Origin of the sequence: Nitratireductor sp. PBL-C9 (assembly GCF_050877045.1) — a bacterium.
GTDB classification, from domain to species: domain Bacteria; phylum Pseudomonadota; class Alphaproteobacteria; order Rhizobiales; family Rhizobiaceae; genus Nitratireductor; species Nitratireductor aquimarinus.
Genome location: NZ_JBPAXW010000003.1, coordinates 223,567 through 248,954 on the forward strand (window position 1 = coordinate 223,567; position 25,388 = coordinate 248,954).

Below are 25,388 nucleotides of genomic sequence, written 5' to 3' on the forward strand. Positions count from 1 at the left end.
CCTGGCATCAGGACCGGCAGCCGTCTGCGCGCCTCTCGATCCAACCGCCGCCGGGCCTTGTCCGCCCGGCGGCCTTGCCTGAACAACAGAGATTTCCCATGAACGACGAAGCGAGCGGAAGCACGCCCATCCTGCAGATGCGGGACATCCGCAAGGCCTACGGGCCGGTGCGCGTGCTCGAAGACGTCAATCTCGAACTGAGCACCGGTGAGGTGCGCTGTCTGGCCGGCGAGAACGGCTCGGGCAAATCGACACTTATCAAGATCCTGTCAGGCGTGGTGAGCGCGGACGCAGGCCAGGTTTCGCTGAACGGCCGCCAGTTGGGCAACGACCCGATGGGCGCCATCACCGCCGGCCTTTCGGTCATCTATCAGGACTTTTCACTGTTTCCCAATCTGAGCGTCTGGGAGAACATCGGCTTCCTGACCTCGGTTACCTCCGCAGACGTGCTGCACAAACGCAGCGCACGCCGCAGGCTGGCCATCGACACGCTGAAGCGCATGCAGGTGGAGATCGACCCCGACACGCCGGTCGAACTCCTCCCCGTCGCGTCCAAACAGCTCGTCGCCATCGCCCGCGCGCTGGCCAACAGGGCGCGCATCATCGTCATGGATGAGCCGACCACCGCGCTGACCCGCAGCGAGGTCGCCCATCTTCTCGAGATCGTCGGCGCACTGAAGAAGGAAGGCGTTTCCTTCCTGTTCGTCAGCCACAAGATCGAAGAGGTTTTCGCCGTCTGCGACACGGTCACCGTGCTGCGCGATGGCTCCGTGGTGGTGGAAGGCCCCATCGGCGAATTCGATACCGAGCGCCTGGTCGAGGCCATGACCGGCCGTTCCGTGGACAGTCAGCGGCTCCCGCGTGAAGAAGGCGCGGTCCAGCGCCCGTTCCTCGCCGCCAGCGGCCTCGGCCGTCGCGGCAATTTCGTCGATGTCGATCTGGAGCTGCGTCCGGGCGAGATCGTCTCCGTGGTCGGCCTTCTCGGCTCCGGCCGAACCGAACTCGCCCAGACCCTGTTCGGCTACATGAAGCCGGATGCCGGGCGCATCGAGATCGATGGCGAGACCGTCACCTTCAAAAGCCAGCACGACGCCATCGAGCGGGGCATCGCCTATGTGCCGGAAGACCGGCTGACGGAAGGTCTCTTCCTCAACCAGTCGATCCGCGACAACATCACCGTCTCCAGCCTGGAAAAGTCGACCCATTTCGGCATCGTCAGCGCCGCAAGCCTGTTGCAGCGGGCACGCGACGCGGTGAAGAATCTCCGGATCAAGACGCCTGACGTAACACCCGCCGTGGCGACGCTTTCGGGCGGCAATCAGCAGCGCGTCGTGCTGGCGCGCTGGATGGAGATCGATCCCCGGCTTCTCATTCTCAACGGGCCTACGGTCGGCGTCGATGTGGGGTCCAAACGCGAGATCCACGAACTGCTCGTTTCGCTCAGCCGCAGCGGCACGGCGGTCATGGTCGTCACCGACGACATCGCCGAGGCCATCGCTTTGTCCGACCGCATTCTGGTGATGGTGCGCGGGCGCATCACCGCAGGCTTCGACGCCGCGACGGTGGACGAAGACACACTCTACAACGAAGTCATCAGGGAGGACCGGACATGAACGCGCTTGCCCGCATCTTTGCAACCCCGCAGGGCATCGTGTTCCTCGTCGCGGTGCTTTTCGCAGTCGTTCTCGGCCTGCTGAATCCGGCCTTCTTCACGCCCTCGACACTGATCGACCTTGCCCGCAACGGGCTGGTGACCGGTATTTTCGCGATGGGCGTGATGATGGTCCTGGCCTCCGGCGGCATCGATGTCTCGCACACCGCCATCGGCGCCTTCGCCATGTATGCGACCATGAAGATCGTGCTGGGCATCGATCTCGACCTGCCGATCATCGCCTATTTCGTCATCGCCGCCGCCATTGGCGCGGGGCTCGGGCTCGTCAACGGCCTGCTCATCGGCGGGCTGGGGCTCAACACGCTGATCGTCACGCTCGGCACGCTTTCCTTCTTCCGCGGCGCGCTGCTCACCTTCCTTGGCACCACCTACATCACCTCGGTGCCGCGCGAAGTGATCAATTTCTCCCGCACCATCCTCATCCGCATCGAGAACGCGGTCGGCCAGATGGTGTCGCTTCCCGCCTCCTTCCTTGTGCTCGTGGCGGTCACCATTGCGCTCGCCATCATCATGAACTTCACCCTGTTCGGGCGGAAGGTCTACGCAATCGGTGGTTCGGAAGAAGCAGCCCAGCGCATCGGCATCCGCATCAAGCGGGTCAAGGTGCTGATCTATGTGATCGCCGGCGCGATTGCCGGTCTTGCCGGCATGACGCATGTGACGCTCTCGCGCATGGCCAACCCGTTCGATCTCGTCGGCATGGAGCTGAACGTCATCGCCGCCGTGGTTCTGGGCGGCGCGCGCATCACCGGCGGACACGGCACCGTGCTCGGCACGCTTCTCGGCGTGTTCGTGATCACCATGATCAACACCACGCTGCTGATGGCCGGGGTTCCATCCTACTGGCAGAAATTCGTCATCGGCTGTCTGATCATCGTGGGCACCGGCCTGCCCATCGTCTTCGACCGTCTCGCAAAACACCGCCAGCGCATGGCGCGCCCGCTGGAAGCCTGAACGCAATCCCCTGGGAGGACAAGGCATGAAAAAGATCCTGAACAACCCCGCAGACTATGTCGATGAAATGCTCGAAGGCATGATCGCTGCCCATCCTGAAACCTATGCGCAGCCGGTGCGCCGCGTGATTGCGCGGGCAGCGGGCGCGAAGAAGGGCAAGGTCGGCATCGTGACGGGCGGCGGCTCCGGCCATCTCCCGATCTTCACCGGATATGTGGGCACCGGCCTGCTCGATGCCTGCGCCATTGGCGACGTGTTTGCCAGCCCCTCCGCCGAGCAGATGGCCGAAGCGATCCGGCTGGCCGATGGCGGCGCGGGCGTGCTGCGCCTCTATGGCAATTACGGCGGCGATGTCATGAATTTCGACATGGCCGGCGAAATGGCCGAGATGGAACACGACATCCGCACCACCACCGTGCTTTTGACGGACGATGTGGTTTCGGCCCCTAAGGAGGAGGCCGAGAAGCGGCGCGGCGTGGCCGGCATGGTCTATGCCTTCAAGATCGCTGGCGCTGCCGCCGAGCGCGGCGACGACCTGGATGAAGTCACCCGCATCGCCCGGAAAACCGCTGATGCCTGCCGCTCCATCGGCATGGCGCTGACGCCCTGCACCATCCCGCAGGCAGGCAAGCCGACCTTCGAGATCGGTGAAGCGGAAATGGAAATGGGCATGGGCATCCATGGCGAGCCCGGCATCTGGCGCGACGCGATCAAGCCCGCCGACGAGATTGCAGAAGAGATGCTGGAGCGCCTCATGGCCGACCAGCCTCTGGCAAAGGGCGACCGTATTTCCATTCTCGTGAACTCGCTCGGCGCAACGCCCGCCGAAGAGCTCTACATTCTCTACCGCCACGCAAAGCAAAAGCTTGATGCGCTCGGTGTCGAGATCGTGATGCCGCTGGTTGGCCGCTACGCGACCTCCATGGAGATGACGGGCGCGACCATAACGGTCATCAAGCTGGACGAAGAGCTTGAAACCCTGCTCAAAGCCCCGGCAGACTGCGCCTTCTGGCGCGTATAGGGAGAGGACGCGATGATCGACAGTTCAGCCATCGCGAAAGCGTTGAGCGGCATTGCCGCTCACACCGCGACTGCCAGCGAGGAGCTGTGCAGCGCCGACGGCGCACTCGGTGACGGCGATCTCGGCATTACCGTATCCAAGGGGTTTGCCGAAGCCGCAGAAACCGAGCTTCCCGACGATGTGGGCATGGCGCTTTTTGCAGTCGCCAAGGCCTTCCAGCGCGTCTCGTCATCCTCCTATGGAACGCTGCTGGCCACCGGTTTCATGGCTGCCGCGAAGCTGGAGAAGGGAAAGACGGAAATTGCGCCGGACGACATTCCGGGCCTCGTCGCCGCCGCCCGCGACGCCATGATGGCGCGCGGCAAAGGCAATCTCGGCGACAAGACGGTGCTCGACAGCCTCGACGCCATCGCAGAGGCGCTCGAAGGCGCAGCGCCGGAAACCATGGTCGACACGGCCATCACCGCCGCCGGCGACGCCGTTGAACAGTTCCGCAACCAGCCCAACAGGCTCGGCCGCGCCCGTATGTTCGGCGAGAAGAGCATCGGACTGGCCGACCCCGGCCAACTGGCCTTTCTGCGCATCGTCGAAGGGCTGAAACACGGCTAAAGCAATTCCAGGAAAAGCGGGAACGCTCTAGCTACATGCCGGCGGTGCGCATCACCGCCGGTTTCCCGGCGACAGGCAAAACTGCCTGCTTCCGCAACACCCTATCCGATAGTGGTGCTGGCTCGGGTTTCGCCATTCAGGCATACTGCCCCTCCTGACTGGTTCATTCCACAGACCAGATCATTGAGGGGCGCATGTGCTTTGTTAAGCGGACATGGCGATTTACCATCAAGGCGATGGTGCTTTTGTTCGCCCATAACCGCCCCTTCCCCATGAGCAATAACCGGCACTTCGGGCAGGTTCGCCAGATCTGCATGCCCGCGAACAAGGTGTGGACGCACAACACGCATTCAGCCGCAATGCATAACGCGCCAGCAGAAATGGGAGGCTAGCATGTCGACGTCGTACGACCAGATTATCGCCCTGATCATCGCGCTCTCCAGCGGAGAAGCAGATGACATGCATTTCCGCACGATCATGGAAGGTGGCGCACAGAAGGCCTATCCGGTCGCGCTTGCGCCATGCCCGCGCCCCCTTGGAAGAACGGAGATCGAAGGCAAAACCATCGTCTGTGGCACGGTGACGGTTCCGGAGGATCACGCGCAGCCCGAAGCGGGAACGCTCGATCTGGTCTTTACGGTTCTGCGCTCCAATTCCTCCTATCCCGCCCCCGATCCCGTCGTGCATCTGCATGGCGGTCCCGGAGCGGGGGTGCTTGGCGGACTACGGAAATTCGCGGAGATATTCGATCCCTGGCGTGACACGCGGGACATCGTGATCTTCGATCAACGCGCCGCCGGTCTCTCGGCGCGTTCCACCACCTGCTATGACGCACTCACCATCAATGTGATCGACATTGCCAAGGAGACAATCACCTCCACCGAAACCGAGGAGGATACGGTGCGGCCGTCGAAACTGGTGGCGGACTGTGTGCGGGAACTGCAGGAAGCAGGCGTCGGACTTGAGAACTTCAACACCTATCAGAATGCGCTCGACGTGCGTGCGGTGGTGAAAACGCTCGGATATGAAACCTACAATCTCTACGGCATATCATACGGCACGAAACTCTCACTGGAAGTCATGCGCAGCGCACCGGAAGGACTGCGCTCGGTCATCATCGATGGCGTCGCACCGCCCGCAATCCATCTCTATGACACGCTTGCGGTGCCGGAGCATGAGGCTATTCTCGCCTTCCTGGCGGAATGCAAGGCAGACGAAGCCTGCAACCGGGCTTATCCGGACCTCGGGCAGAAGCTCAACGAAGCCTATGACAACGCTCTTGCCGGCAAGGTCCGGATTCAGGGCGCGACCATGCCGCCGCAGATCGTTTCCGTCCTGCTCAGCAAGCGCAACGGGCAGTACGGACAGGGCAGCTACACGGCCTATATACCCGCAGCGATCTATGAGATGGCGCGCGGCGAAGAGATGCCGACGGTGGCCATGCTTGTCGAAAAAGAGCTGAGCTTTCCCCTGCCCGGCGCCACAGACGCCCGCAATGCGGCAAAGAAACTGACAGATGCAGAAGAGCGTCTCGTAAACATCGTGCTGGCCGAAGCGGAAGCGCTGAAAGCAAGCGACAGCGCGCTCGACCTGACCATACAGGAACTCAAGGACGCATTGTTGCGCGACCGCACCTTCGGTCCTCTGGCAGCCCTCTTCGATGAAGAGATGTCAAAGGCGATCGGCCCGCTTACCACCAACCCGGAACGCCTGCGGGCCGCGGTGATCGACTATGCCGCCATGCAGAACGCAACGCCCTCGAAGGATCTTCTGCGCAATTTTGTCAGCCAGTATTTCGATGGCGCGGCGCAGCAACGACTTCAGGCGCTGGTCACGGCAATGTCGGATAGCGAGGTGCAGAAGGCCTTCGACGCCATCAGGGCCGCGACAGCACGTCTGGAGAAGGACATTCTCGGCAGCTCGCACCTGTGGATCTACGCCTGCCAGGAAGACCGGCCCTACAACAGCCTCGAGCGCTACAGGGAGGTAACGGACGGGCTTGAGTACGGGCGCATCATCCGATCAGGCTGGGACAGGATGGCCCAGGATTTCTACACGGTGTGCGAACTCTTCGAACCGCAGCCGCGTGAGGGGTTTCACGACCCGGTCGTCAGCGACATTCCAACCCTCTCAATCGGCTCGACATGGGATGTGCAGACCGCGGCAAGCTGGGCGCAGCTGGCCACCGAGACGCTGAGCAACAGCCAGTCCTTCATCATTCCCGAAGCCGGGCATGGCGCGGTGGTCTATCAGCCCTGCGTGGTGGATATGGGGGTGGCTTTCATCAACGACCCGAGCCGCAAGCTCGACAATAGCTGTGCGGAAAGCGCCAGACCGGCATTCTACATTGCTCCCTGGGTAGAAGAAGCTTCGCAAGCGCAGGACCCGTGAGGCGCCAGCATCTCATTCACCGGCGCTTCACAGGGCGTTTATGCGCAGAACAAGGGAATGAACCGCGCTAAGGCCCGGCCGCTTCAACCAGATAGCGTCCATTGACCCAGCCAGTCATGCTCTGGTCGCCGCCAAGTCCGATGCGGCACCAGCGGGACTTGGCCACCATGCGGCAGCCGAGATTGCGCACCCGGTCGCCATTGGCCAACTGGCCGATCACTGCGGACTTCGTGCCGGGCGCGGTCCGCACATTCAGGAGATCGTTGCGCGCAACACCGGACACCGCCCAGTAATCGGGACCACCGCTCAGACCGTCTGCAAAATCGGGATTGGCGCTGCGTCCCGCACCATCGGCTTCGATGTCGACGGAAAGCCGGTAATTGGCCACTTCATCGCGGCGGGCCGCACTGCGCATCATGTAGACGCGGATGCGATAATCGCCATCGGCCGGCAGGACGCCGGTATATTCGTTCCCGGCGACCGATCCCGTGTGAATGGCCGTCTCGCTGCCAGCCGGCAGCAGGTTGAAGTAATTCGCCAGATTGTCGGTGCCGAGATCAATGGCAATGCGCTGGCCGCGTCTTGCGCCCAGAACGTAATCGACAATCTCATATCCCTTGATCCGGCCATTGATCGTTGTGCCGGAGCGACCCGCCTCGAACTGCACCCGGACCTCACGGAGGTCCTGCGCGGACGCCGGCGACCAGGCAAACGCCGCAACCAGAAGAACAAAACCCAGAATGCGCATTGCAGATCTCCTTTATCGGCGCACAGAAACCGTGTCACCCGATCCTCAGGGTACCGGCCAGGTCCCCGCTGCTCAACCGAACCCTGTCGCTTCAGGCCCTGCAATCGGCGGCGCTGGCCGCCGCCACCGTCTGATAGCGGCCATCGGCCGTGACAACCCGGGCGCATGTGCCCGTGGACGCCTTCCACCAATAGGCCGTCAGTCCCTGGGTTCTGGCCAGCGTGTAGCCACGCGCCATGAGCTGGGTCTCACCGCCAGCGCCCCGCGCGCCGACCAGATCTGCAATGTCTGCCGGCGGCCCGCCAGCCGGTGCAGACGCAGCCATCGAAGCCTGCCCGCATTCGGCCGGACCAACCGGATCGACGCTCTGATAGCGTCCATCGCTGGTCACCACCCGTACACAGTTTCCGCTGGCCGCGTTCCACCAATAGGCGGTCAGTCCCTGCGTTCTGGAAAGCGTGTAACCGCGCGCCATGAGCTGCGTTTCACCGCCAGCGCCCCGTGCGCCAACGAGATCGGAAACACCGGCCCCGCCGCCCGCAGGCGGCATGGTCGTCATGGGTTGTGATGTCTGGGTGTCGGACTGGCACCCCGCGAGCCCGACAACGAACAGGCATGCAAAAAGTCGCTTCATCATGGAAATACCCTCGCAAATTTCCCTCGCCTGCCGAGAGTATAAAATGCCGGCAAAACGTCTGCGACCGCGTAATTAGTGGTACGGAACACCGCTTCTTGCTGCGGGAATACCTGGGTTCACACGCTTTCGCGGAGGCGTTCCTTTTCCTGCGAGCCCGGCATGAACCTGTTTTCAGCGGCCCGCTTCCTGCCCTTCTTTGCTTCTTTCTGCTGCGACAGGAACCACGCCACGCCATACTGGATGGCGATGCCAATGCCCAGCAGGGCAGCGTCCGACGCAAAATCGGGCTCATAGCGCAGCTTCAGCACCTGAAGCACGATTGCCAGAACCGAACCGGTGGCGAAAACGGCAAGCCCGTTCTTGCCCATCAGCTCAACGGGGCGGAAGACCGGCCACTGGAAGATGCGCAAAACCCAGGCGACATTGGTCAGCACATAGGCCAGCGCCAGCGCATGCAGAAGACGCGGGAGCGACAGGAAGGTCTTGTCGAAACCGGCAATGAAGAAAGGCAGCATCTTGCGGCCCGGCAGCGCCCCTGCCCTGAGCGACACCCAGATGCAGGAGAATACGAGGAAGGCCGTGCAGAGCCAGAACAGCCATGCGCGGTAAGGCACCAGCTTGCGCCCTTCCATCATGGAGAGCCCGCCGGCAATGCCCACGGCATAGATCAGCTGCCAGGCGACAGGGTTGAAGAACCAGCCGCCGGGATTGGGGTAGTTGGGCAGGTTGAGCCGGAAGGTTCCCGCCAACAGCCACACGCCCACCGCAACACCAATCAGCGCCAGCGGACTGCGCAGGCCAATCATGATGTAGAGCGGCGAGATCACCAGCAGCACGGCATAGAGCGGCAGAATGTTGAAATAGCCAAGCTGGTGCCCGAGAAGCGGCAGCCCGACCATGGTCTCCAGCGGCTTTGCGAGCAGCGGGCCGAAATTGATACGGGTCAGCATCTCATACACGCCGAGATATAGCGCGCCGGCCGCCACAATGCCGATGGCGATGACCGAGGTCACGATGTGCGTGACGTAGAGCACACCGGCCCGCCGCCACACTTTCATGCAGGCCTCAAAGAACGGACCGCTGCGGAAACCGCGCGAATAGGCAAGACCAACCGCAATCCCGGACATGAGAACGAACGCCTCGGCCGCATCGGAAAAGCCGAAATTGCGCGACGTCAGGTTCTCATAAAGATTGCCCGGCACATGGTTGATGAAGATCGTGATCAGCGCGAGACCGCGAAACACGTCAAGGCGCTGGTCTCGGCCAACGCTTGCGGGAACGAAGGGTGCGTTCATGGCTGGGCCTTACCGCTCCGCGTCGGCGGCTTCAAATGCCGGCTCAGGGACCGGCCGGAATGCCGGCGCCGACGCCTCGGCGCCGCGCCAATGCGCGAGAATGGCCTCCTGCCGCAGCACGACGGGAGACGGGTTGCGGTCATCGGCGGTTTCAAACAGCCCCGCCTCGGCCGTGCCCAGCGCGCTTCGCGAACTCACATGAATGAGGATCGGCGCAAACACCTGTGGCCCTGCCACAAGAAGCAGCCAGCCGACATATTCAGGCGCAAACTGGAAAGCAAGGCCCAGCGTCACCAGACCCGTCGCGCTGATCCACCAGCTCGCAGACCAGGCTTCCGAAAGGCTGACGGACCCTGCCTCGCGGTCCGTTGCCGGCCAGCCACCATCCATGCCGAAGAAAACCTCAAGCACGGCGCGGCACTGATACATGAGCATGATCGGTGCGAGCAGGCTCGTCGAAAGGATTTCGGTCAAAGTGTTCAGGAGCGCGCGGCCGGTGCCGCCAAAAGTCTCGTTCACACCGCTGATCGCCCCGCGCGCCACGATCAGAAGCTTGGGCCCGATCAGAAGGCCGAACACACCGACCAGAAGCGTCAGCGCCAGCCCCTGCTCCACGCGCGGAAAGACCGCGGAGAGGCCGGGCTCCGGGAAATAGTCCGGCACGCCCTTCAGCGTGGGGGCTGCAATGGAGGCGATGATGAACAGCGCCCAGAGCGGCGACGCCACATAGGCCATGATGTTCTGCACGAAGACGAACCGGCTCCACGGCTTCAGGCCCGGGGCCACCATCACGCGGCCATGCTGGAGATTACCCTGGCACCAGCGGCGGTCGCGCTTGGCGAAGTCCACCACATTGTCCGGCCCTTCCTCGTAGGAGCCCGTCAGATCGGGATCGACACGCACGGTCCAGCCATTGCGGGTCAAAAGCGCGGCCTCGACATAATCGTGGCTCAGAATATGCCCGCCAAAGGGCGGACGGCCCGAAAGCTCCGGCAGACCGCAGCTCTGGGCAAAGGCGCGGGTGCGCACAATCGCATTGTGGCCCCAGAAAGGACCGGCCGTGCCCTGCAACGCGGCCAGGCCGCGCGTGTAGATCGGGGAATAATAGCCGGTCGAAAACTGCATGGCGCGACCGAAGAAGGAGCGTGCGTGCACGATCTTCGGCAGGGTCTGCAGCAGGCCAAGCCGTGGATCGTCATCCATGCGCCGCACCATCTCGGCCATGGTCACGCCTTCCATCAGGCTGTCGGCATCGAGCACGATCATGTACTCGTAGAGCGCGCCGGATGTGCGGATGAAATCGGCGACATTGCCGGCCTTCTTGCCGGTGTTCTGCTCACGCCGGCGATAGAAGATGTCGGTATGCGCGCCGCATTCGAGTTGCAGCCGCTGGAACCAGCGCTCTTCCTTTTCCGCCACTTCGGGGTCGCGCGTATCCGACAGGATGGCGAAGTCAAAACGGCCCGCCACGCCCAGTGCATGCAGGCTGCCGATCATCGCCGCCACATGCGAGAAGGTCTTGACCGGATCTTCATTGTAGACCGGGACCAGAACCGCCGTGCGGGCGCTGGTCGGCACAAGTTCAAAGGTCTTGTCCTCACGCTTCAGCGGCAGGCTCAGAAGACCGTTGAACGCATAGGCAGCGCCCCATGCGAGCCAGCCAGTGCTGGCCGCCAGAAGCACGATCCTGACCGCGTCGATCCACTGGATGCCGTCAGCGGAAAAATAGCCGACGGCAAGCGAGGAGACGAGGCCAGCCATAAGCAGGCAGAACAGGATCGATAAAACGCGTCTTACGCTGACCATCACTCACTCATAATTGCCGGCATCATTGCAGGGCCGGACCGATGCCGCGCGGATGCGCGGCATGTCGGGTCACTTCCAGGCGAAGCGTTTCAGAAGCATCGAGAAAAGCGCCGGACGGGCGCGGCGGCGCTCCAGCACCTGATCGGGCATGGCCATGGGGGCTGCCGGCAGTGCATGGCGTGCGAGCGTCACGTGCCTGCTATCCGTCTCAAGAACGTGCGTCATCTGTCTCTCTCCACTGATAGCTCCAAATTTCCGAAAGCCGTTTGTCATCCAGCTTGAGATGACCATTCATCTCCACTGGCCCGGAGCCGTTTGGCTTCAGGTCAATCACCAGCCGCCACATACCGTTGCTCCCGATGCGGGAGACGGTGGAATGGGCGATCTCGCCACGGCTGACATTCACAACGGCTTCAATGTTCGAGTCACCCGGAAGGTTCCGCAAAACCTCACCGTCAAAGTCGACAACGAACTTGCGCAGCCCTTCCTCGTTCTTCACGCCGGAGACACCGCCCTCGCCGCCGCGCAGCGCCATGACGCGCGCAAAACGGTTGGTCGGCTCTTCGATCGCGCCCCAGGTCAGGCGGTAGTTGAATTCCAGCTCATCGCCGGCCTTCACCGCCTTTTCGGGAACCCAGAAAGCGACAATGTTGTCGTTCACCTCGAGATCCGTCGGGATCTCGACCAGTGTGACATTGCCGCGTCCCCACGATTCCAGCGGCTCGACCAGAAGCGAAGGCCGCTCCTCATAGTGCGCACCGGCGTCCTGGAAGTTCGCGAAATCGCGGTCGCGCTGGAACAGGCCGAATGCCTGCGGGCTGTCCTCGGTGAAAAAGGATGTCGCCAGCTCGGACGGGTTGTTCAGATTGCGCCAGAGCTCATCGCCATCCTGACGCACGATCTTCAACCCGTCGCTGTCATGCACCTGACCGCGATAATCGTCGAACGCGCTGTCATTGTTCTCGGCGAACAGGAACATGGAGGTCATCGGCGCAACGCCCAGACGACCGATATCCCTGCGCGCAAAAAGACGCGCCGTCACATTCATCACCGTATTGCGGCCGGGCGAAATGACGAAGCGGTATGCGCCGGTCACACTCTCGCTGTCCATCGCCGCGTAGACGGTCACTTCCTTGCTGCGGCGATTCGGCTTCTCGATGTAGAAATCGGTGAAACGCGGGAACTCTTCGCCATTGGCGGTCGCCGTATCAATGGCGAGGCCACGCGCCGACAGGCCATAAAGCGTGTCGCGGCCGAGCGCGCGGAAATAGCTCGCGCCAAGGAAGGAGACGAGTTCGTCCATCACATCCGGTGCATTGAGCGGGTAGTGCAGACGGAAACCCGCCTCGCCTTCCATCACCAGATCTTCAAAAGCGGTCGGGTCGAGCGGTTTGCGATACTCGAAATCGCGGCCGGTGAAGAGGATCGGTTCAGCCGTCTCACCCTCGACGGCGTAAAGGCGCACCGGCTCCTTGAAGAGCCAGCCCATATGGAAGGCCTGAAGCTCAAATGGGGCCTCGCCCTGCCACAATGCGTGATCGGGGCGGAACCGAATCGCACGGTGCTGATCATAGGTCAGTTCGGCGATCTGCTGCGGCAGTTCGAAATCGGCCTTTGCAAAAGGTTGGGAAGCCTTGTTCTTCATGGCCTCCGTCAGCGCATCGAAGGAGAAGGGCTGCGCCCCGCTCTTCACCCCGCCGCCTTGCGCGGCAACGTCTTCGGCGCGCGCAGAGGTTGCGATTGTCATCAAGCTGGAGGCGCCCAACAGCGAGGCTGACAGGCAGGAAACAAGAAAGGATCGTCGGTCCATATATGGAACTCGTATGCAGAAAGTCTCAGGGTGAAGCCGCGGCACAAACCACGCGCTTTCAACGCATCAATTGCGGTTTAGTTTCGGCAGGGCACATAACATTCCAAGACTGCGCGTTACCAAAATTTGAAGGGACAGCGCCAAGCGGCGGATCGCTTTACAGCGTCCCATACCGACTTGCAATCCTCATCTGAATCGTGCCCAATCCCCCACCTCACCCAGGGTGAGAGAACCCACCAAAAGCCGCTGCACCCCAGGCATGTCAGGGCGAACCGCGGCGCAGAAATCCGGGGAATTTGTCAATGGATCTAGGACTTAACAACAAGCGCGCGCTGGTGCTCGGCGCAAGTCGCGGCCTCGGCGCGGCCATCGCGGAAGGGCTGGCGCGTGAAGGCGCAACCGTGATCGCCGCCGCGCGCAGCAAGGACAAGATCGAGGCCTGGGCCGGCAAACTGCCTGATGGCGCAGGCACGGTGGAAGCCTGCGCGCTCGACATTTCAGACCTTGCCGCCATCGATGAGCTCGCCGACAGGCTTCTGGCCGAGGGCGGCGTCGATATTCTTGTGAACAACACCGGTGGCCCGCCCCCGTCATCGGCTGTCGATGCCGGTCGCAGCGACTGGATCTCCAATTTCGAGACCATGGCGGCCAATGTCTTCCACCTGACCGGGCGTCTTCTGCCACCAATGCGCGAGCGCAAATGGGGCCGTATTCTCACCGTCACCTCTTCGGGTGTGGAACAGCCGATTCCGATGCTGGCGCTTTCGAACGGCATCCGCTCGGCCATTGTCGGCTGGTCCAAGACGCTCGCCACCGAAATTGCGCGCGACGGCGTGACGGTGAATGTTCTCATGCCAGGCCGCATTCACACGCAGCGCGTGGTCGAACTGGACACCGCCGCCGCGAACCGCTCCGGCAAGCCGGTGGAAGAGGTTTCGGCTGCTGCCGCCGACACGATTCCCATGGGGCGTTACGGTGATCCCGAAGAATTCGCCAACATGGCCGTTTTCCTCGCTTCCGAACGCGCGTCCTATGTCACGGGCACCAAGGTCCGCATCGACGGCGGCGCGACCCGTTCAGTCTGATCGCCTCGAGTCAGGACCTAGCGCTTCAGCGCACGCCCAAGAGCATACCATGATGCCTTGGGCGTGCGCTGAAGCGTTTCAAAGTCCACATGGACAAGCCCGAAACGCTTTTCATAGCCGAGCGCCCATTCGTAATTGTCCAGAAGCGACCAGACGATATAGCCCTTCACCGGCGCGCCCTCATCCATGGCGCGCCGCACAGCTGCGAGATGCCGGTTCAGAAAATCGATGCGCGCGGGATCATCGACCCGCCCGGCCGACAGCCGGTCCGGCGCGGCCATGCCGTTTTCCGTCACATAAATCGGCAGACCCTTCGTGTAGTTCTCATGCGCCCATGTGATGAAATGGTGCAGGCCGTCGGGATAGATCTCCCAGTCCATGAACGTTTTGGGCAGCGGCCCCTCGACCTCTATCAGCGCCGGAAACCGGCCTGAACCGTCCGGGGCGATCAGCTTGCGCGTGTAATAATTGATGCCCAACCAGTCGACCGGCGTGCCGATCACGCCAAAATCCTTCTCAAAACCCTGCGGCATGTGAGGCCCGAGCCCTTCCAAAACATCCTCGGGATAGGCCTCGTCAAACACGCCGCCAAGGAACCAGCGATTGTAAATGCCGTCGTAAAGACGGGCGGCCTTCCGCGCCGCCTCGCTGTCATCGGCGGGAGCGGCGTATTCGAAATTGGTGACCAGCCCAAGATTGTCCATGCCGAGCGCGCGCATCGCCTGCGTCGCCCGCCCATGCGCCAGAAGCACGTGGTGCATGGCGCGGGCGGCGGCGCGAATGTCGCGCAGCCCCGGCGCATGTGCCCCCATGAAATGGCTGAGCCAGGCCACGCACCAGGGCTCGTTGATGGTCGCCGCCGTCGCCACCCGGTCTCCAATGCGCTTCATCACCAGTTCCGTATAATCGGCGAACCAGCCGGCAATATCGCGGTTGCGCCAGCCGCCCAGATCGGCAAGCGGCGCCGGCAGATCCCAGTGATAGAGCGTGGCGAAGGGTTTCAGCCCGCGCTCCAGCATGCCATCGACAAGGCGGTCGTAGAAATCGAGCCCCTCTGGATTGGCGTCTCCCCTTCCATCCGGTAGCACACGCGACCAGGAGATCGAAAAGCGATAGCAGTCGAACCCGGCGTCACGCACCAGATCGAGATCGCTTTCCCAGCGGTGATAGTGGTCGCAGGCCGTGGCCCCATCCTCGCCGCGCACCGTGTTGCCGGGCGTTGCCGCAAACGTGTCCCAGTGCGAGGTTCCGCAACCGCCAAACCGGCTGCCCTCGATCTGATAGCTCGAAGTGGCCGTGCCAAAGACGAAATCCCCGGGGAAATCGTCGCGTGAGAATTCAAGCTCCATGGCTTCCATTCCGTTGGCGGGCATCAGCCTCTCCCCGTTCTTTCTGGACCCGTTCTTTCTGAAAATGCCGTTTCCGCCCTTTAGCGGCGGCGTGGCGGCGCGGTCGTCTGGCCGATCACGAAGTCGGCCTCCCAGAGCTCGCTCAGAGGCGGCCCGTCCGGGGTCTCAATGCGCTCAAGAAGTAACTGCGCCACCCGTTTTCCCGCCTCCCGGATGGAGGAACGAACCGCCGTGAAATAGGGAATGTCCGGCGCGCTGCCCTTGTAGCCCGACTGAAGAAAGGACAGGCAGTCATCAAAGGCGATCACGGAAACGTCTTCGCCAGCCCGCAGGCCAAGATCGACCAGCGCGCGCGTTACGCCCATGGCCGGCAGAACACTCGCCACCAAAATGGCCGTCGGCGGCTCATCCAGTTCCATCAGCGCCCGCGTTGCCTGATAGCCATAGGGCTCGACCATATCGGCGCTGTGAAGCAGGCGTTCGTCGAGCGCGACACCGGCCTCTGCCAGCGCGGCCTCATAGCCCTGCCTGCGCCGCTCGGCAAAGTTCATCGTCTCAAGACCGTTGATCAGCGCGATGCGCTCATGTCCCAGATCCAGCAGAAACTTCGCCGCACGATGAAAAGCCCGCCGGTTGTTGACGTCCATCCAGCAATAATCCGCCCCCTCCTCATCGCAGCGCCCATGAACCACGAAAGGCATTCCCAATGCATTCAGAATGCCGATGCGGCTGTCGCCGGTCAGCGGCCCATGAACCACCACGCCATCCACACGCTGGTCTTCGGCAAGGTTCAGATAGATGCGCTCCTGCTCTTCCAGCGGCGCGAGCCGAAGGAGAATGTCGTAGCCGCTCTGCGCATAGATTTCGCCCGCCCCGGCGATGAAATCGGCGAAATGCGGATTGATCATGATGTGTTCGGAAAGGCTCACCACATGCCCGATCATGCGTGACTTGCCGGTCGCCAGACTTGCCGCGCTGGGGCTCGGGCGATAGTTCAGCCGCTCCGCCGCCTCGACCACGCGGGCGCGCGTTTTCTCCGCCACTTCCGGAAAGCCGTTGAGCGCGCGCGAAACGGTGGTCTGCGACAGGCCAAGCGCCTCGGACAGCATCTTCAGGTTCATGGCTTTGCGGGTAGCCAAGGCGGTTCCTTTCCTTCAAAGCGCTTTAAAAAAATTGGTGTCACAGCGTTTTGGGGAGATCAAGCCCTTCAGGCGGACAATTGGTCGTTTTCATATCAATACGGCGATGAAACCAATTTTCTTCATGAATCTTCGCGCTGACAGCAAGGCGCTCTTGACTCAAAGGCTTCCCGGATTGATGCTGACATCATCCAAAGCGCTTTGAATTTCGTTTAAAACGTTAGCAATGCGCCGGACCCGCAAAGACCTGAGGAGGAGCGGCTCCGGCCGCAATTGGAGGAACCATGAAGACGTCCATGCTTATTGGCGCGCTTGCCCTGGCACTGTCCGGCAGCGTCGCCCATGCCGCCGATCTCAAATTCGCCCCGGGCGAGGATGCCCGTTTCAACTGGCAGAGTTTCGAAGACTTCAAGGCCGCGCACGATCTCTCCGGCCAGGAGATGAGCCTGTTCGGCCCCTGGCTCAGCTCCGACAAGGATCTGATCGAATCCGTCACCGCCTATTTCGAGGAAGCGACCGGCGCAAAGGTCAATTACTCAGGCTCCGACTCCTTCGAGCAGCAGATCGTCATCGACACGCAGGCCGGCAGCGCACCGAATGTCGCAGTCTTCCCGCAGCCGGGCCTCGCAGGCGACCTCGCCTCCAAGGGCCTGCTCGTGCCGCTCGGCAACGAAACTGCCGGCTGGATGAAGGAAAACTATGCTGCCGGCCAGTCCTGGGTGGATCTCGGCACCTATGCCGGCAAGGACGGGGCGAAGGCCTTCTTCGCCTTCCCCTACAAGGCAGATGTCAAATCGCTGGTCTGGTACGTGCCGGAAAACTTTGAGGATGCGGGCTATGAAGTGCCGCAGACCATGGAAGAACTGAAGGCGCTTTCCGACCAGATCGTCGCCGATGGCGAAACGCCCTGGTGCATCGGTCTCGGTTCGGGCGGCGCAACCGGCTGGCCGGCCACCGACTGGGTGGAAGACCTGATGCTGCGCACCCAGTCGCCCGAGGTCTACGACCAGTGGGTGACCAATGAAATCCCGTTCAACGATGAACGCGTCGTGGCGACCATCGAGGAATTCGGCGCGTTCGCGCGCAATGACGACTATGTGGATGGCGGCGCCGGCGCCGTGGCCTCCACCGACTTCCGCGACAGCCCCAAAGGCCTCTTCGCCGTCCCGCCGAAATGCTACATGCACCGGCAGGCGTCCTTCATCCCCTCCTTCTTCCCCGAGGGCACGCAGCTTGGCCGCGACGCAGACTTTTTCTACCTGCCGGCCTATGCGGAAAAGGATCTCGGCACCCCGGTTCTGGGTGCTGGCACCGTGTTCGCCATCACGAAGGATTCGGATGTGGCGCGCGCCTTCATCGAATTCCTGAAGACGCCCATCGCGCATGAAATCTGGATGGCGCAGGCCGGCTTCCTCACCCCGCACAAGGGCGTGAACCCGGAGGCCTACGCCAATGATGCGCTGCGCAAGCAGGGCGAAATCCTGACCAATGCGACCACATTCCGCTTTGACGGCTCCGACCTGATGCCTGGCAAGATCGGCGCAGGCGCTTTCTGGACCGGCATGATCGATTATGTCGGCGGCCAGTCCGCCGAAGAGGTCGCCGGCGAGATCCAGAAGGAATGGGACGCCATCAAGTAGGACTGCGCATGCAACACCGCCCCACCCCGCCGCCATTGAGCATGCGGGGTGGGAGCACCGGCACAGCCGGCATGCGCCCAGGAGGCTGACATGGCCATCTCCTCGACCGAAGCCGCCCCGCGGTCCCGTCCATCGGGCCTCGGCCGCTTCCTTTTCAATATGGTGATTGCGCTTGGCATCATGATTGCCGGCATCATCTTTGCGGTGCTCTGCGCCGTCGCCGTCTTCACCGCGCTCAACACGGTCCTGCCCGACATCAAGCTCGTCCAGGCAGTGCTTGTCATGGTGCTCGGCGTGGCCGCCTGCTTCGGCTATTTCTGGGGTTCCAACCGGCTCCTCGACCTGATCTATCCGCCACGCGGCAGCCGCGTCGCGGACAACATCAACGCCGCCAACGGCATCCGCCCCTGGCTCTTTCTGGGGCCGGCCATCGTCATTCTCGGCATTTATCTGGTCTATCCGGTCATCAACTCGATCTTCCTGTCGTTCCACGGGCCGAGCGGCGAAACCTGGGTCGGCGGAGCCAATTACGCCTGGCTCGCCAAGGACGCAGCCTTCCGCGAGAGCATGCGCAACAACATTCTCTGGCTCATCGTCGTGCCCGCCGCCGCCACCTTCTTCGGCCTCATCGCCGCCGCCCTCACCGACCGCATCGGCTGGGGCAATGTCGCCAAGAGCCTCATCTTTATGCCCATGGCGATCTCCTTCGTCGGCGCGAGCGTGATCTGGAAATTCATCTATGATTACCGCGCCGAAGGCTCCGAACAGATCGGCATCCTCAACGCCGTCGTCACCTTCTTCGGTGGCGAGCCACAGGCGTGGATCACCATCCCCTTCTGGAACAATTTCTTCCTGATGGTCATCCTGATCTGGATCCAGACCGGCTTTGCCATGGTCATCCTCTCGGCCGCGCTGCGCGGCATCCCGGAAGAGACCATCGAGGCGGCCATCATCGACGGCGCCTCGCCCTTCCAGATTTTCTACAAGATCAAGGTGCCGCAGATCTGGGGCACCATCGCCGTGGTCTGGACCACCATCACCATTCTGGTTCTCAAAGTGTTCGACATCGTGCTGGCCATGACCAACGGCCAGTGGGGCAGCCAGGTGCTCGCCAATTACATGTTCGACTGGATGTTCCGCGGGCTCGATTTCGGCCGCGCCTCGACCATCGCGCTGGTCATCATGGCCATGGTCACGCCGATCATGATCTGGAACATCCGCGAAGCACGGAAGGACATGAAATGAGCACGCCCGTCGGCTCGCGCCCTGCCCTCTCATGGGTTGTCAACATATCCGTCCTCCTGCTCGTGGCGCTGTGGACCCTGCCGACCTTCGGCATTCTCGTCTCATCGCTTCGCGACAAGGACCAGCTCGCCGTGAGCGGCTGGTGGACCGCCCTCACCGCGTCCGAACGCAACGTGGTCGCACGCGCAGCCCCGCCGGAAAACGCCACGCTGGAAGACGGCCGCTACGTGCTCACCGGCAATGTGTTCGAGGATGGCAGCGGCAAGGCCGTCGGCTTCGGCATATCATCGCGCGCGCCTTCAGCCTTCGCCGTCGGCGAGAGCGCTGAATTGCGCGACGGTGGCATGCTCACCGTCGAGGCCAGTGGCGACTACACCATCACCTATGCCGAACAGCCCGAACCCGGCCGCGGCCAGCGCATCTTCGTGAGCTCGGTCGAGCCGCCGCGCTTCACCACGGAAAATTACAAAAACGTCCTGTTCTCCGAAGGGCTCGGCAAGAGCTTCATCAACACGATGACCGTGACCATTCCGGCGACCGTCATCCCGATCCTGATTGCGGCCTATGCGGCCTACGCACTCGCATGGATGGAGTTTCCGGGCCGCGCGCTTCTGCTTGCCGCCATTGTCGGCCTGCTCGTCGTCCCGCTACAAATGTCGCTGATCCCGCTTCTGCGCTTCTACAACACGATCGGCATCGGCAAGTCGTTCATCGGCATCTGGCTCGCACATACGGGGTTCGGCCTGCCGCTCGCCATCTATCTCCTGCGCAACTACATGGCCGGCCTGCCGCGCGAGATCATCGAAAGCGCGCGCGTCGATGGCGCGTCGGATTTCGAGATCTTCCGCAAGATCATTCTGCCGCTGTCGTTTCCCGCACTCGCCTCTTTCGCCATCTTCCAGTTCCTCTGGGTCTGGAACGACCTGCTCGTCGCCACCGTCTTCCTTGGAAACAATGAAGAACAGCTGGTGCTGACCGGCCGGCTGCGCGAACTGCTCGGTTCGCGTGGCGGCAATTGGGAAATCCTCACCGCATCGGCCTTCGTGGCCATCGTGGTGCCCATTCTCGTTTTCTTCGCATTGCAACGTTACCTGGTCCGCGGCCTTCTGGCCGGGTCCGTCAAAGGAGGCTGACCGCTCCCATGAATGTCCTTCACGATGCTCCCTTGGAACATGCTCCCGGAGCCGTAAGCCGCCACGCCGAAGACGCCGACTGGTGGCGCGGCGCGGTCATCTACCAGATCTATCCGCGCTCCTTTCAGGATTCCAACGGCGACGGGATCGGCGACCTCAAAGGGATCACCCAGCGTCTGCCCTACATCGCTGCGCTTGGGGTTGATGCGATCTGGCTGTCACCCTTCTTCAAGTCGCCCATGCTCGACTTCGGTTATGATGTCTCCGACTACACCCAGGTCGATCCGATGTTTGGTTCGCTGGCCGATTTCGACGCCATGATCACCGAGGCCCACCGGCTCGGTCTCAAGGTGATGATCGATCAGGTGATCTCGCATTCTTCCGCACAGCATCCCTGGTTCGTGGAAAGCCGGCAGAACGGCACCAATCCACGCGCCGACTGGTATGTCTGGGCCGATCCGAAACCCGATGGCAGCCCGCCCAACAACTGGCTGTCGATCTTCGGCGGCTCCGCATGGGAATGGGACACGAGCCGCTGCCAGTATTATCTGCACAATTTCCTGGCCAGCCAGCCGGACCTGAACTTCCACAATCCCGATGTTCAGGACGCGCTGCTTGAAACGGTGCGCTTCTGGCTGGAACGCGGCGTCGACGGTTTCCGTCTCGACACGATCAATTTCTATGTCCACTCGGCCGGTCTGGAAGACAATCCGCCGCTCGAGCAGGACCAGCGCAACGCCTCCATCGCGCCTGCGGTCAATCCCTACAACTTCCAGAACCACCTTTACGACAAGAACCAGCCCGAGAACCTGGAATTCCTGAAACGCTTCCGTGCGCTGCTCGATGAATATCCCGGCACCACGGCTGTCGGCGAAGTGGGTGATGCACAGCGCGGCCTCGACATTGTCGCCGAATATACGAGCGGCGGCGACAAGGTTCACATGTGCTATTCCTTCGACTTCCTGTCGCAGGAACCGCTCACGCCGGGCCGTGTCCGGCGCGTCATCGAGGCATTCGGCGACAAGGCGCCCGATGGCTGGTCGTGCTGGAGCTTCTCCAATCATGACGTGGTGCGCCATGCCTCGCGCTGGGCCGATCAGGTCCACGACCGCGACGCCTTCCTGAAGATGACCACGACGCTGCTTCTGTCGCTGCGCGGTTCCGTCTGCCTCTATCAGGGCGAGGAGCTGGGCCTCACCGAAGCCGTACTCGACCTGAAAGACCTGCAGGACCCCTATGGCATCCAGTTCTGGCCGACCTTCAAGGGGCGCGATGGATGCCGCACCCCGATGGTCTGGTCGGAAACGCAGGTCAATGGCGGCTTCTCCGGCGCAAAGCCGTGGCTGCCCGTGCCGCCGGAGCACCTCCATCTGGCCGTCTCGGCGCAGGAGGGGCCGGACACGCTCCTGTCGCACTATCGCAATGCACTTGCCTTCCGCGCCCGCCATCCCGTTTTCGCCAAGGGCGGAATCACCTTCCGGGAAGGCACTGAGGAGGTGCTTGTCTTCGAGCGCTCCATGGCCGGCCACGCCATTCTGGTGGCGGTGAACATGAGCGACGGGCCGGTCACGCTGACGCTCGATGTCCAGGATTATGCGACCATGGCCGATTCCGGCGCAGCCGGAACGGTGGAGGACGGCATCGTCACGCTGCCGGCCTATGCAAGCTGGTTCGGCAGCAAGGGGATGGAGACATGACGGATCTCTCGCTCAAGAACATCCAGAAGAGCTACGGCAATACTAGGGTCATCCACGGTATCGACCTGGACATAGAGGAAGGCGAGTTCATCGTCTTCGTCGGCCCTTCGGGCTGCGGCAAGTCCACGCTCCTGCGCATGATCGCCGGGCTTGAAAGCATCACCGGTGGCGAGATGTTCATCGGCGGCGCGCGCGTGAACGACATCCCACCGTCGCAGCGCGGCATCGCCATGGTGTTCCAGTCCTATGCGCTCTACCCGCACATGACGGTCTACGACAACATGGCGTTCGGCATGAAGATCGCCAAGGCCCCGAAGGAAGAGATCGACAAGCGCGTACAGGAAGCGGCCGAGATCCTGCAGCTGACACCATATCTTGATCGCCTGCCCAAGGCGCTTTCAGGCGGTCAGCGACAGCGCGTCGCCATCGGCCGCGCCATCGTGCGCAATCCGAAAGTGTTCCTGTTCGACGAACCGCTCTCCAATCTGGATGCAGCGCTTCGTGTCGCCACCCGCATCGAGATCGCCAAGCTCAAAAGCTCAATGCCCGACACCACCATGGTCTACGTCACCCACGATCAGGTGGAGGCCATGACACTTGCAGACCGCATCGTCGTCCTGTCGGCGGGACATATCGAGCAGGTCGGCGCGCCCATCGAGCTTTACGAAAAACCGGCCAATCTTTTCGTCGCCCGGTTCATCGGCTCGCCCGCCATGAACATCCAGCCGGCCCGCATCGAAAAGACCGGCGGGCAAACCGTGATTTCCCTTTCCGGCAGGCAGGTCGCCGTTCCCATCCCTTCTCCCGAAAGTCTGGCAGGCGCGTCGGCCCATTTCGGCGTAAGGCCGGAAGATCTGCGGGTTGCAGATGGAGATGACTTTCTCTTCGAAGGCGAAGTGCACTTTGTCGAACGGCTCGGCGAGGTCACGAATGTTTACGTAAATGTGAAAGATGTGGATGAACCGGTCGTCGTGAAGATCGCCGGCGTCCAGAAACATGCCAGGGGCGAGCGCCTTCGCCTCACCGCATCCGCAGAAAAGATGCATCTTTTCACTGAAGAGGGGCGTTCTCTGTTCTACATTTGAAGCATTTCAACCGGTTTGAGCTTTTCTTGACCCGAATCGAAACCTTACCTAACGATTAACGAGGTGACTGGGGGGCCACTGAATGACAAAGCTGTTCTGGCCCGAGAGCGCTGCCCGTTTCAAAGCGTATTTATACGGTCATGCCGGTTGTACGGACACCGATTTCGACGCTGGGCGGGGGACGTTGCGGGCCTCGTATTGCGTATCCGCAAAACCAACAATACCGGCTTCCCGCCGGTGGGGATTTGCGATGAGAGCGAATGGCAACTGATACACGCGAAAAGCAATCCGTCCGGCCCTTGAGGGCCATATCGCGGCGCGACCTCGCCAGCCTTGCCCGCAGCTATTGCCCCAACAGTGGCAACACCTCCTACCTGATCGCTGAAGCAGCACCCGACAGTTCCACCGGCATGGCCCGGATCCTCGTTTCCAACTGGAGCTTCGACACAATCGAAGATGTCGGGATGACGGCCATATCCCGGCTTATCGAAAGCTCTGCTTCCACCTTTCCCGGCCTCACCTCACGCCCCTGGCACCCGGCTGCACTTGCCGCCCTTCTCTCCTGCGAAGACATTGCCAATCTGAGCCTTCATGATCATCAGGAGATCTTCCTCCTCAAATTGCCAGCGGGAAAGAAGCGCTACATCGCGCTGATTTCCGGGGATCGGCCAGGCGCTCTCGATCCGGCAGACCTGCGGCGCATGCACATCAATCTGTGCCACCACCTTTCAGGCTTCAGAACAAAGACCAATGCGCTCGGCGAACCCTTATCGGAACGCGAGCGCGAGTGCCTTTACTGGGTCTCCGAAGGCAAGACCGCGGATGAGGTCTCTCTCATCCTCAACGTGTCTTCCAACACGGTAAACAGCTACGTCGCCCATGCGATTCACAAGCTGGCAGCAAAAAACCGAGCCATGGCCATCGCAACGGCCATTCGCAACGGGCTAATCTAGAACGGCAGATCAATGACGCTTTCGGACATCGCACAGGAGCTGCAAAAGCTCACCGAAAGCACCGGTGCCGACCGGTTCCATCTCTATACGGTCAAGGGCCTCACAAGACAGCGACTGTCACCCGCCCTCACCGGTAGAAGCCCGCAGACAGATGATGAAGCGCAGGAACTCGCCGGTCGATTACCAAAGCGTTTCTGCAAGAAAATCGCCGAGGCCTTTCACCCCTTTCACTGGGGCATCGCCATGCCCGGTGACGACACCGGCATGCACAGCGAGGAAATCCCGCCTGCGCATGAGGCCAGTGGGCTTGTCCTGCCGCTCACCACAGAGCAGAGACACCTTGGCGCGGTCATCATGATCGGTCAGAACATCCAGATCGAGCGCGACGCGCTGCTCGACCTGCACAGCCGGTGCAATGCGCTTTTTGCACAGATCACGGAGCAGGACCCGCTCCCCGAGGACAGCGAAGGCGCAGCGATCTCCAAACGCGAGCTGCAATGCCTGAAACTCACCGCCAACGGGCTGACCAGCGAAGAAATCGCCAAGCGCCTCGGCCTGTCGGTGCACACTGCAAACCAGTATCTCGCAAACACCACGCAGAAGCTGGATGCGGTCAACCGCGTCCACGCGGTCGCCAAGGCGCTCCGCAACGGGCTTATCGACTGAAGAAGGCTAACCGTTGATCAGCGGTCGCTCGCTACGCACGATCCGCGAAGCCTGCAGCGCATCGGCCAGGTAGCGCGAATTCACTTCCGGGTCTTCGGCCGGATCATCAAAGGCCACGTAATTGACCTCGACAGCCGCATTGTCGTCGCTCAGTTCGAGCGTGAAATAGACGGTCACGCCACCCGGGCGCAGTTCCAGATCGAGCGAAATTTGCGGGCTTCCGCTCCACGAAACACGCGCATCGCAGCCATGGCCCAACCGTAATGTGCCCGGCATGAAATAGAGTTCGGCAGCGGACTCCACGATATCCGCAACACTCGCCAGGCTCTCAAGCCTGATGAACGCGATGTAGTCGGCAACATCGACAAGACGCAATTCGTTCGCCACCGCGCGAATGGCATTGGCGACTATGATTTCGCGAGCAGGCGAATGCGGCTGCTTATCCATAATATA

At 61.9% G+C, this 25,388-nt stretch carries 23 protein-coding genes; 14 read left to right on the forward strand and 9 right to left on the reverse strand.

Annotation, left to right across the window (positions count from 1 at the left end):
• Positions 1–98: 98 nt before the first annotated feature.
• From ACRTG1_RS08580 to ACRTG1_RS08600, 5 genes are all read left to right on the forward strand, one after another.
• Positions 99–1,613, forward strand: a complete 1,515-nt coding sequence (locus tag ACRTG1_RS08580; RefSeq protein WP_206547767.1) for a sugar ABC transporter ATP-binding protein — start codon at positions 99–101, stop codon at positions 1,611–1,613.
• The gene (locus ACRTG1_RS08585; RefSeq protein ID WP_210344023.1) at positions 1,610–2,626 is read left to right on the forward strand and encodes an ABC transporter permease; all 1,017 of its coding nucleotides are present in this window, start codon (positions 1,610–1,612) and stop codon (positions 2,624–2,626) included. The genes ACRTG1_RS08580 and ACRTG1_RS08585 overlap by 4 nt, the downstream gene beginning before the upstream one ends.
• Before the next feature lie 25 nt (positions 2,627–2,651).
• Positions 2,652–3,647, forward strand: coding sequence for a dihydroxyacetone kinase subunit DhaK (locus ACRTG1_RS08590; protein WP_432516089.1), 996 nt, complete (start codon positions 2,652–2,654; stop codon positions 3,645–3,647).
• Positions 3,648–3,659: 12 nt separating this feature from the next.
• Positions 3,660–4,256 carry a dihydroxyacetone kinase subunit L gene (locus ACRTG1_RS08595; protein ID WP_206544127.1) on the forward strand — a complete coding sequence of 199 codons (597 nt, stop codon included), beginning with the start codon at positions 3,660–3,662 and terminating at the stop codon, positions 4,254–4,256.
• A 393-nt stretch (positions 4,257–4,649) separates the two neighbouring features.
• On the forward strand, positions 4,650–6,647 hold the full coding sequence (locus tag ACRTG1_RS08600) for an alpha/beta fold hydrolase (protein WP_432516090.1): 1,998 nt from the start codon (positions 4,650–4,652) through the stop codon (positions 6,645–6,647).
• 67 nt (positions 6,648–6,714) lie between these two features.
• Here ACRTG1_RS08600 and ACRTG1_RS08605 read toward each other — a convergent pair whose 3' ends face one another.
• The 6 genes from ACRTG1_RS08605 to ACRTG1_RS08630 form a co-directional block, all read right to left on the reverse strand.
• Entirely contained in the window at positions 6,715–7,395 is a 681-nt protein-coding gene (locus ACRTG1_RS08605; protein ID WP_432516091.1) for an SH3 domain-containing protein, read from the reverse strand.
• Between the two features lie 91 nt (positions 7,396–7,486).
• The gene (locus ACRTG1_RS08610) at positions 7,487–8,032 is read right to left on the reverse strand and encodes a hypothetical protein (RefSeq protein ID WP_113152844.1); all 546 of its coding nucleotides are present in this window, start codon (positions 8,030–8,032) and stop codon (positions 7,487–7,489) included.
• Between the two features lie 116 nt (positions 8,033–8,148).
• Positions 8,149–9,327 (reverse strand): OpgC family protein, encoded by a 1,179-nt coding sequence (locus ACRTG1_RS08615; RefSeq protein ID WP_206547773.1) that lies wholly within the window; start codon positions 9,325–9,327, stop codon positions 8,149–8,151.
• A 9-nt stretch (positions 9,328–9,336) separates the two neighbouring features.
• A complete protein-coding gene (gene mdoH, locus ACRTG1_RS08620) occupies positions 9,337–11,133 on the reverse strand; it encodes a glucans biosynthesis glucosyltransferase MdoH (protein WP_283799882.1) in 1,797 nt (598 codons plus the stop codon).
• Positions 11,134–11,202: 69 nt separating this feature from the next.
• Complete coding sequence (locus tag ACRTG1_RS08625; RefSeq protein WP_162742196.1) at positions 11,203–11,358, reverse strand: hypothetical protein; 156 nt, start codon at positions 11,356–11,358, stop codon at positions 11,203–11,205.
• Positions 11,342–12,880 carry a glucan biosynthesis protein gene (locus ACRTG1_RS08630; RefSeq protein WP_236042149.1) on the reverse strand — a complete coding sequence of 513 codons (1,539 nt, stop codon included), beginning with the start codon at positions 12,878–12,880 and terminating at the stop codon, positions 11,342–11,344. Before ACRTG1_RS08630 ends, ACRTG1_RS08625 begins: the two co-directional genes overlap by 17 nt.
• A 365-nt stretch (positions 12,881–13,245) precedes the next feature.
• Here ACRTG1_RS08630 and ACRTG1_RS08635 point away from each other — a divergent pair, with 365 nt between their 5' ends.
• On the forward strand, positions 13,246–14,028 hold the full coding sequence (locus tag ACRTG1_RS08635; RefSeq protein ID WP_206547775.1) for an SDR family oxidoreductase: 783 nt from the start codon (positions 13,246–13,248) through the stop codon (positions 14,026–14,028).
• Between the two features lie 17 nt (positions 14,029–14,045).
• Here ACRTG1_RS08635 and ACRTG1_RS08640 read toward each other — a convergent pair whose 3' ends face one another.
• Positions 14,046–15,401 (reverse strand): GH1 family beta-glucosidase, encoded by a 1,356-nt coding sequence (locus ACRTG1_RS08640; protein WP_432516092.1) that lies wholly within the window; start codon positions 15,399–15,401, stop codon positions 14,046–14,048.
• 56 nt (positions 15,402–15,457) lie between these two features.
• The gene (locus ACRTG1_RS08645; RefSeq protein ID WP_224924561.1) at positions 15,458–16,516 is read right to left on the reverse strand and encodes a LacI family DNA-binding transcriptional regulator; all 1,059 of its coding nucleotides are present in this window, start codon (positions 16,514–16,516) and stop codon (positions 15,458–15,460) included.
• Here ACRTG1_RS08645 and ACRTG1_RS08650 point away from each other — a divergent pair.
• The 8 genes from ACRTG1_RS08650 to ACRTG1_RS08685 all read left to right on the forward strand — a co-directional run bounded on the left by ACRTG1_RS08650 (position 16,497) and on the right by ACRTG1_RS08685 (position 24,935).
• Positions 16,497–16,721: a hypothetical protein gene (locus ACRTG1_RS08650; RefSeq protein WP_432516093.1), complete on the forward strand. Its 225-nt coding sequence runs from the start codon at positions 16,497–16,499 to the stop codon at positions 16,719–16,721. The genes ACRTG1_RS08645 and ACRTG1_RS08650 overlap by 20 nt on opposite strands.
• A gap of 79 nt (positions 16,722–16,800) precedes the next feature.
• Positions 16,801–18,156, forward strand: coding sequence for an ABC transporter substrate-binding protein (locus ACRTG1_RS08655; protein ID WP_432516094.1), 1,356 nt, complete (start codon positions 16,801–16,803; stop codon positions 18,154–18,156).
• Positions 18,157–18,438: 282 nt separating this feature from the next.
• On the forward strand, positions 18,439–19,401 hold the full coding sequence (locus tag ACRTG1_RS08660) for a carbohydrate ABC transporter permease (RefSeq protein WP_206544332.1): 963 nt from the start codon (positions 18,439–18,441) through the stop codon (positions 19,399–19,401).
• The gene (locus tag ACRTG1_RS08665; RefSeq protein WP_113152853.1) at positions 19,398–20,534 is read left to right on the forward strand and encodes a carbohydrate ABC transporter permease; all 1,137 of its coding nucleotides are present in this window, start codon (positions 19,398–19,400) and stop codon (positions 20,532–20,534) included. Before ACRTG1_RS08660 ends, ACRTG1_RS08665 begins: the two co-directional genes overlap by 4 nt.
• 8 nt (positions 20,535–20,542) lie before the next feature.
• Positions 20,543–22,231: an alpha-amylase family glycosyl hydrolase gene (locus tag ACRTG1_RS08670; protein ID WP_432516095.1), complete on the forward strand. Its 1,689-nt coding sequence runs from the start codon at positions 20,543–20,545 to the stop codon at positions 22,229–22,231.
• Positions 22,228–23,316 carry an ABC transporter ATP-binding protein gene (locus tag ACRTG1_RS08675; protein ID WP_206553683.1) on the forward strand — a complete coding sequence of 363 codons (1,089 nt, stop codon included), beginning with the start codon at positions 22,228–22,230 and terminating at the stop codon, positions 23,314–23,316. Before ACRTG1_RS08670 ends, ACRTG1_RS08675 begins: the two co-directional genes overlap by 4 nt.
• A 260-nt stretch (positions 23,317–23,576) precedes the next feature.
• Positions 23,577–24,269, forward strand: coding sequence for a helix-turn-helix transcriptional regulator (locus ACRTG1_RS08680; protein WP_113152856.1), 693 nt, complete (start codon positions 23,577–23,579; stop codon positions 24,267–24,269).
• Between the two features lie 12 nt (positions 24,270–24,281).
• Positions 24,282–24,935 carry a response regulator transcription factor gene (locus ACRTG1_RS08685; RefSeq protein WP_297564899.1) on the forward strand — a complete coding sequence of 218 codons (654 nt, stop codon included), beginning with the start codon at positions 24,282–24,284 and terminating at the stop codon, positions 24,933–24,935.
• A 6-nt stretch (positions 24,936–24,941) separates the two neighbouring features.
• Here ACRTG1_RS08685 and ACRTG1_RS08690 read toward each other — a convergent pair whose 3' ends face one another.
• Positions 24,942–25,382: a hypothetical protein gene (locus ACRTG1_RS08690; RefSeq protein ID WP_113152858.1), complete on the reverse strand. Its 441-nt coding sequence runs from the start codon at positions 25,380–25,382 to the stop codon at positions 24,942–24,944.
• Positions 25,383–25,388: the final 6 nt, after the last annotated feature.

Bases quoted from the DNA above. Each gene is read 5' to 3' on its own strand.
- ACRTG1_RS08580 (WP_206547767.1), top strand. From the start codon at position 99: ATGAACGACGAAGCGAGCGGAAGCACGCCCATCCTGCAGATGCGGGAC.
- ACRTG1_RS08585 (WP_210344023.1), top strand. From the start codon at position 1,610: ATGAACGCGCTTGCCCGCATCTTTGCAACCCCGCAGGGCATCGTGTTC.
- ACRTG1_RS08590 (WP_432516089.1), top strand. From the start codon at position 2,652: ATGAAAAAGATCCTGAACAACCCCGCAGACTATGTCGATGAAATGCTC.
- ACRTG1_RS08595 (WP_206544127.1), top strand. From the start codon at position 3,660: ATGATCGACAGTTCAGCCATCGCGAAAGCGTTGAGCGGCATTGCCGCT.
- ACRTG1_RS08600 (WP_432516090.1), top strand. From the start codon at position 4,650: ATGTCGACGTCGTACGACCAGATTATCGCCCTGATCATCGCGCTCTCC.
- ACRTG1_RS08605 (WP_432516091.1), bottom strand. From the start codon at position 7,395: ATGCGCATTCTGGGTTTTGTTCTTCTGGTTGCGGCGTTTGCCTGGTCG.
- ACRTG1_RS08610 (WP_113152844.1), bottom strand. From the start codon at position 8,032: ATGATGAAGCGACTTTTTGCATGCCTGTTCGTTGTCGGGCTCGCGGGG.
- ACRTG1_RS08615 (WP_206547773.1), bottom strand. From the start codon at position 9,327: ATGAACGCACCCTTCGTTCCCGCAAGCGTTGGCCGAGACCAGCGCCTT.
- mdoH (WP_283799882.1), bottom strand. From the start codon at position 11,133: ATGGTCAGCGTAAGACGCGTTTTATCGATCCTGTTCTGCCTGCTTATG.
- ACRTG1_RS08625 (WP_162742196.1), bottom strand. From the start codon at position 11,358: ATGACGCACGTTCTTGAGACGGATAGCAGGCACGTGACGCTCGCACGC.
- ACRTG1_RS08630 (WP_236042149.1), bottom strand. From the start codon at position 12,880: ATGACAATCGCAACCTCTGCGCGCGCCGAAGACGTTGCCGCGCAAGGC.
- ACRTG1_RS08635 (WP_206547775.1), top strand. From the start codon at position 13,246: ATGGATCTAGGACTTAACAACAAGCGCGCGCTGGTGCTCGGCGCAAGT.
- ACRTG1_RS08640 (WP_432516092.1), bottom strand. From the start codon at position 15,401: ATGCCCGCCAACGGAATGGAAGCCATGGAGCTTGAATTCTCACGCGAC.
- ACRTG1_RS08650 (WP_432516093.1), top strand. From the start codon at position 16,497: ATGGCTTTGCGGGTAGCCAAGGCGGTTCCTTTCCTTCAAAGCGCTTTA.
- ACRTG1_RS08655 (WP_432516094.1), top strand. From the start codon at position 16,801: ATGAAGACGTCCATGCTTATTGGCGCGCTTGCCCTGGCACTGTCCGGC.
- ACRTG1_RS08660 (WP_206544332.1), top strand. From the start codon at position 18,439: ATGGTGCTCGGCGTGGCCGCCTGCTTCGGCTATTTCTGGGGTTCCAAC.
- ACRTG1_RS08665 (WP_113152853.1), top strand. From the start codon at position 19,398: ATGAGCACGCCCGTCGGCTCGCGCCCTGCCCTCTCATGGGTTGTCAAC.
- ACRTG1_RS08670 (WP_432516095.1), top strand. From the start codon at position 20,543: ATGAATGTCCTTCACGATGCTCCCTTGGAACATGCTCCCGGAGCCGTA.
- ACRTG1_RS08675 (WP_206553683.1), top strand. From the start codon at position 22,228: ATGACGGATCTCTCGCTCAAGAACATCCAGAAGAGCTACGGCAATACT.
- ACRTG1_RS08680 (WP_113152856.1), top strand. From the start codon at position 23,577: ATGGCAACTGATACACGCGAAAAGCAATCCGTCCGGCCCTTGAGGGCC.
- ACRTG1_RS08685 (WP_297564899.1), top strand. From the start codon at position 24,282: ATGACGCTTTCGGACATCGCACAGGAGCTGCAAAAGCTCACCGAAAGC.
- ACRTG1_RS08690 (WP_113152858.1), bottom strand. From the start codon at position 25,382: ATGGATAAGCAGCCGCATTCGCCTGCTCGCGAAATCATAGTCGCCAAT.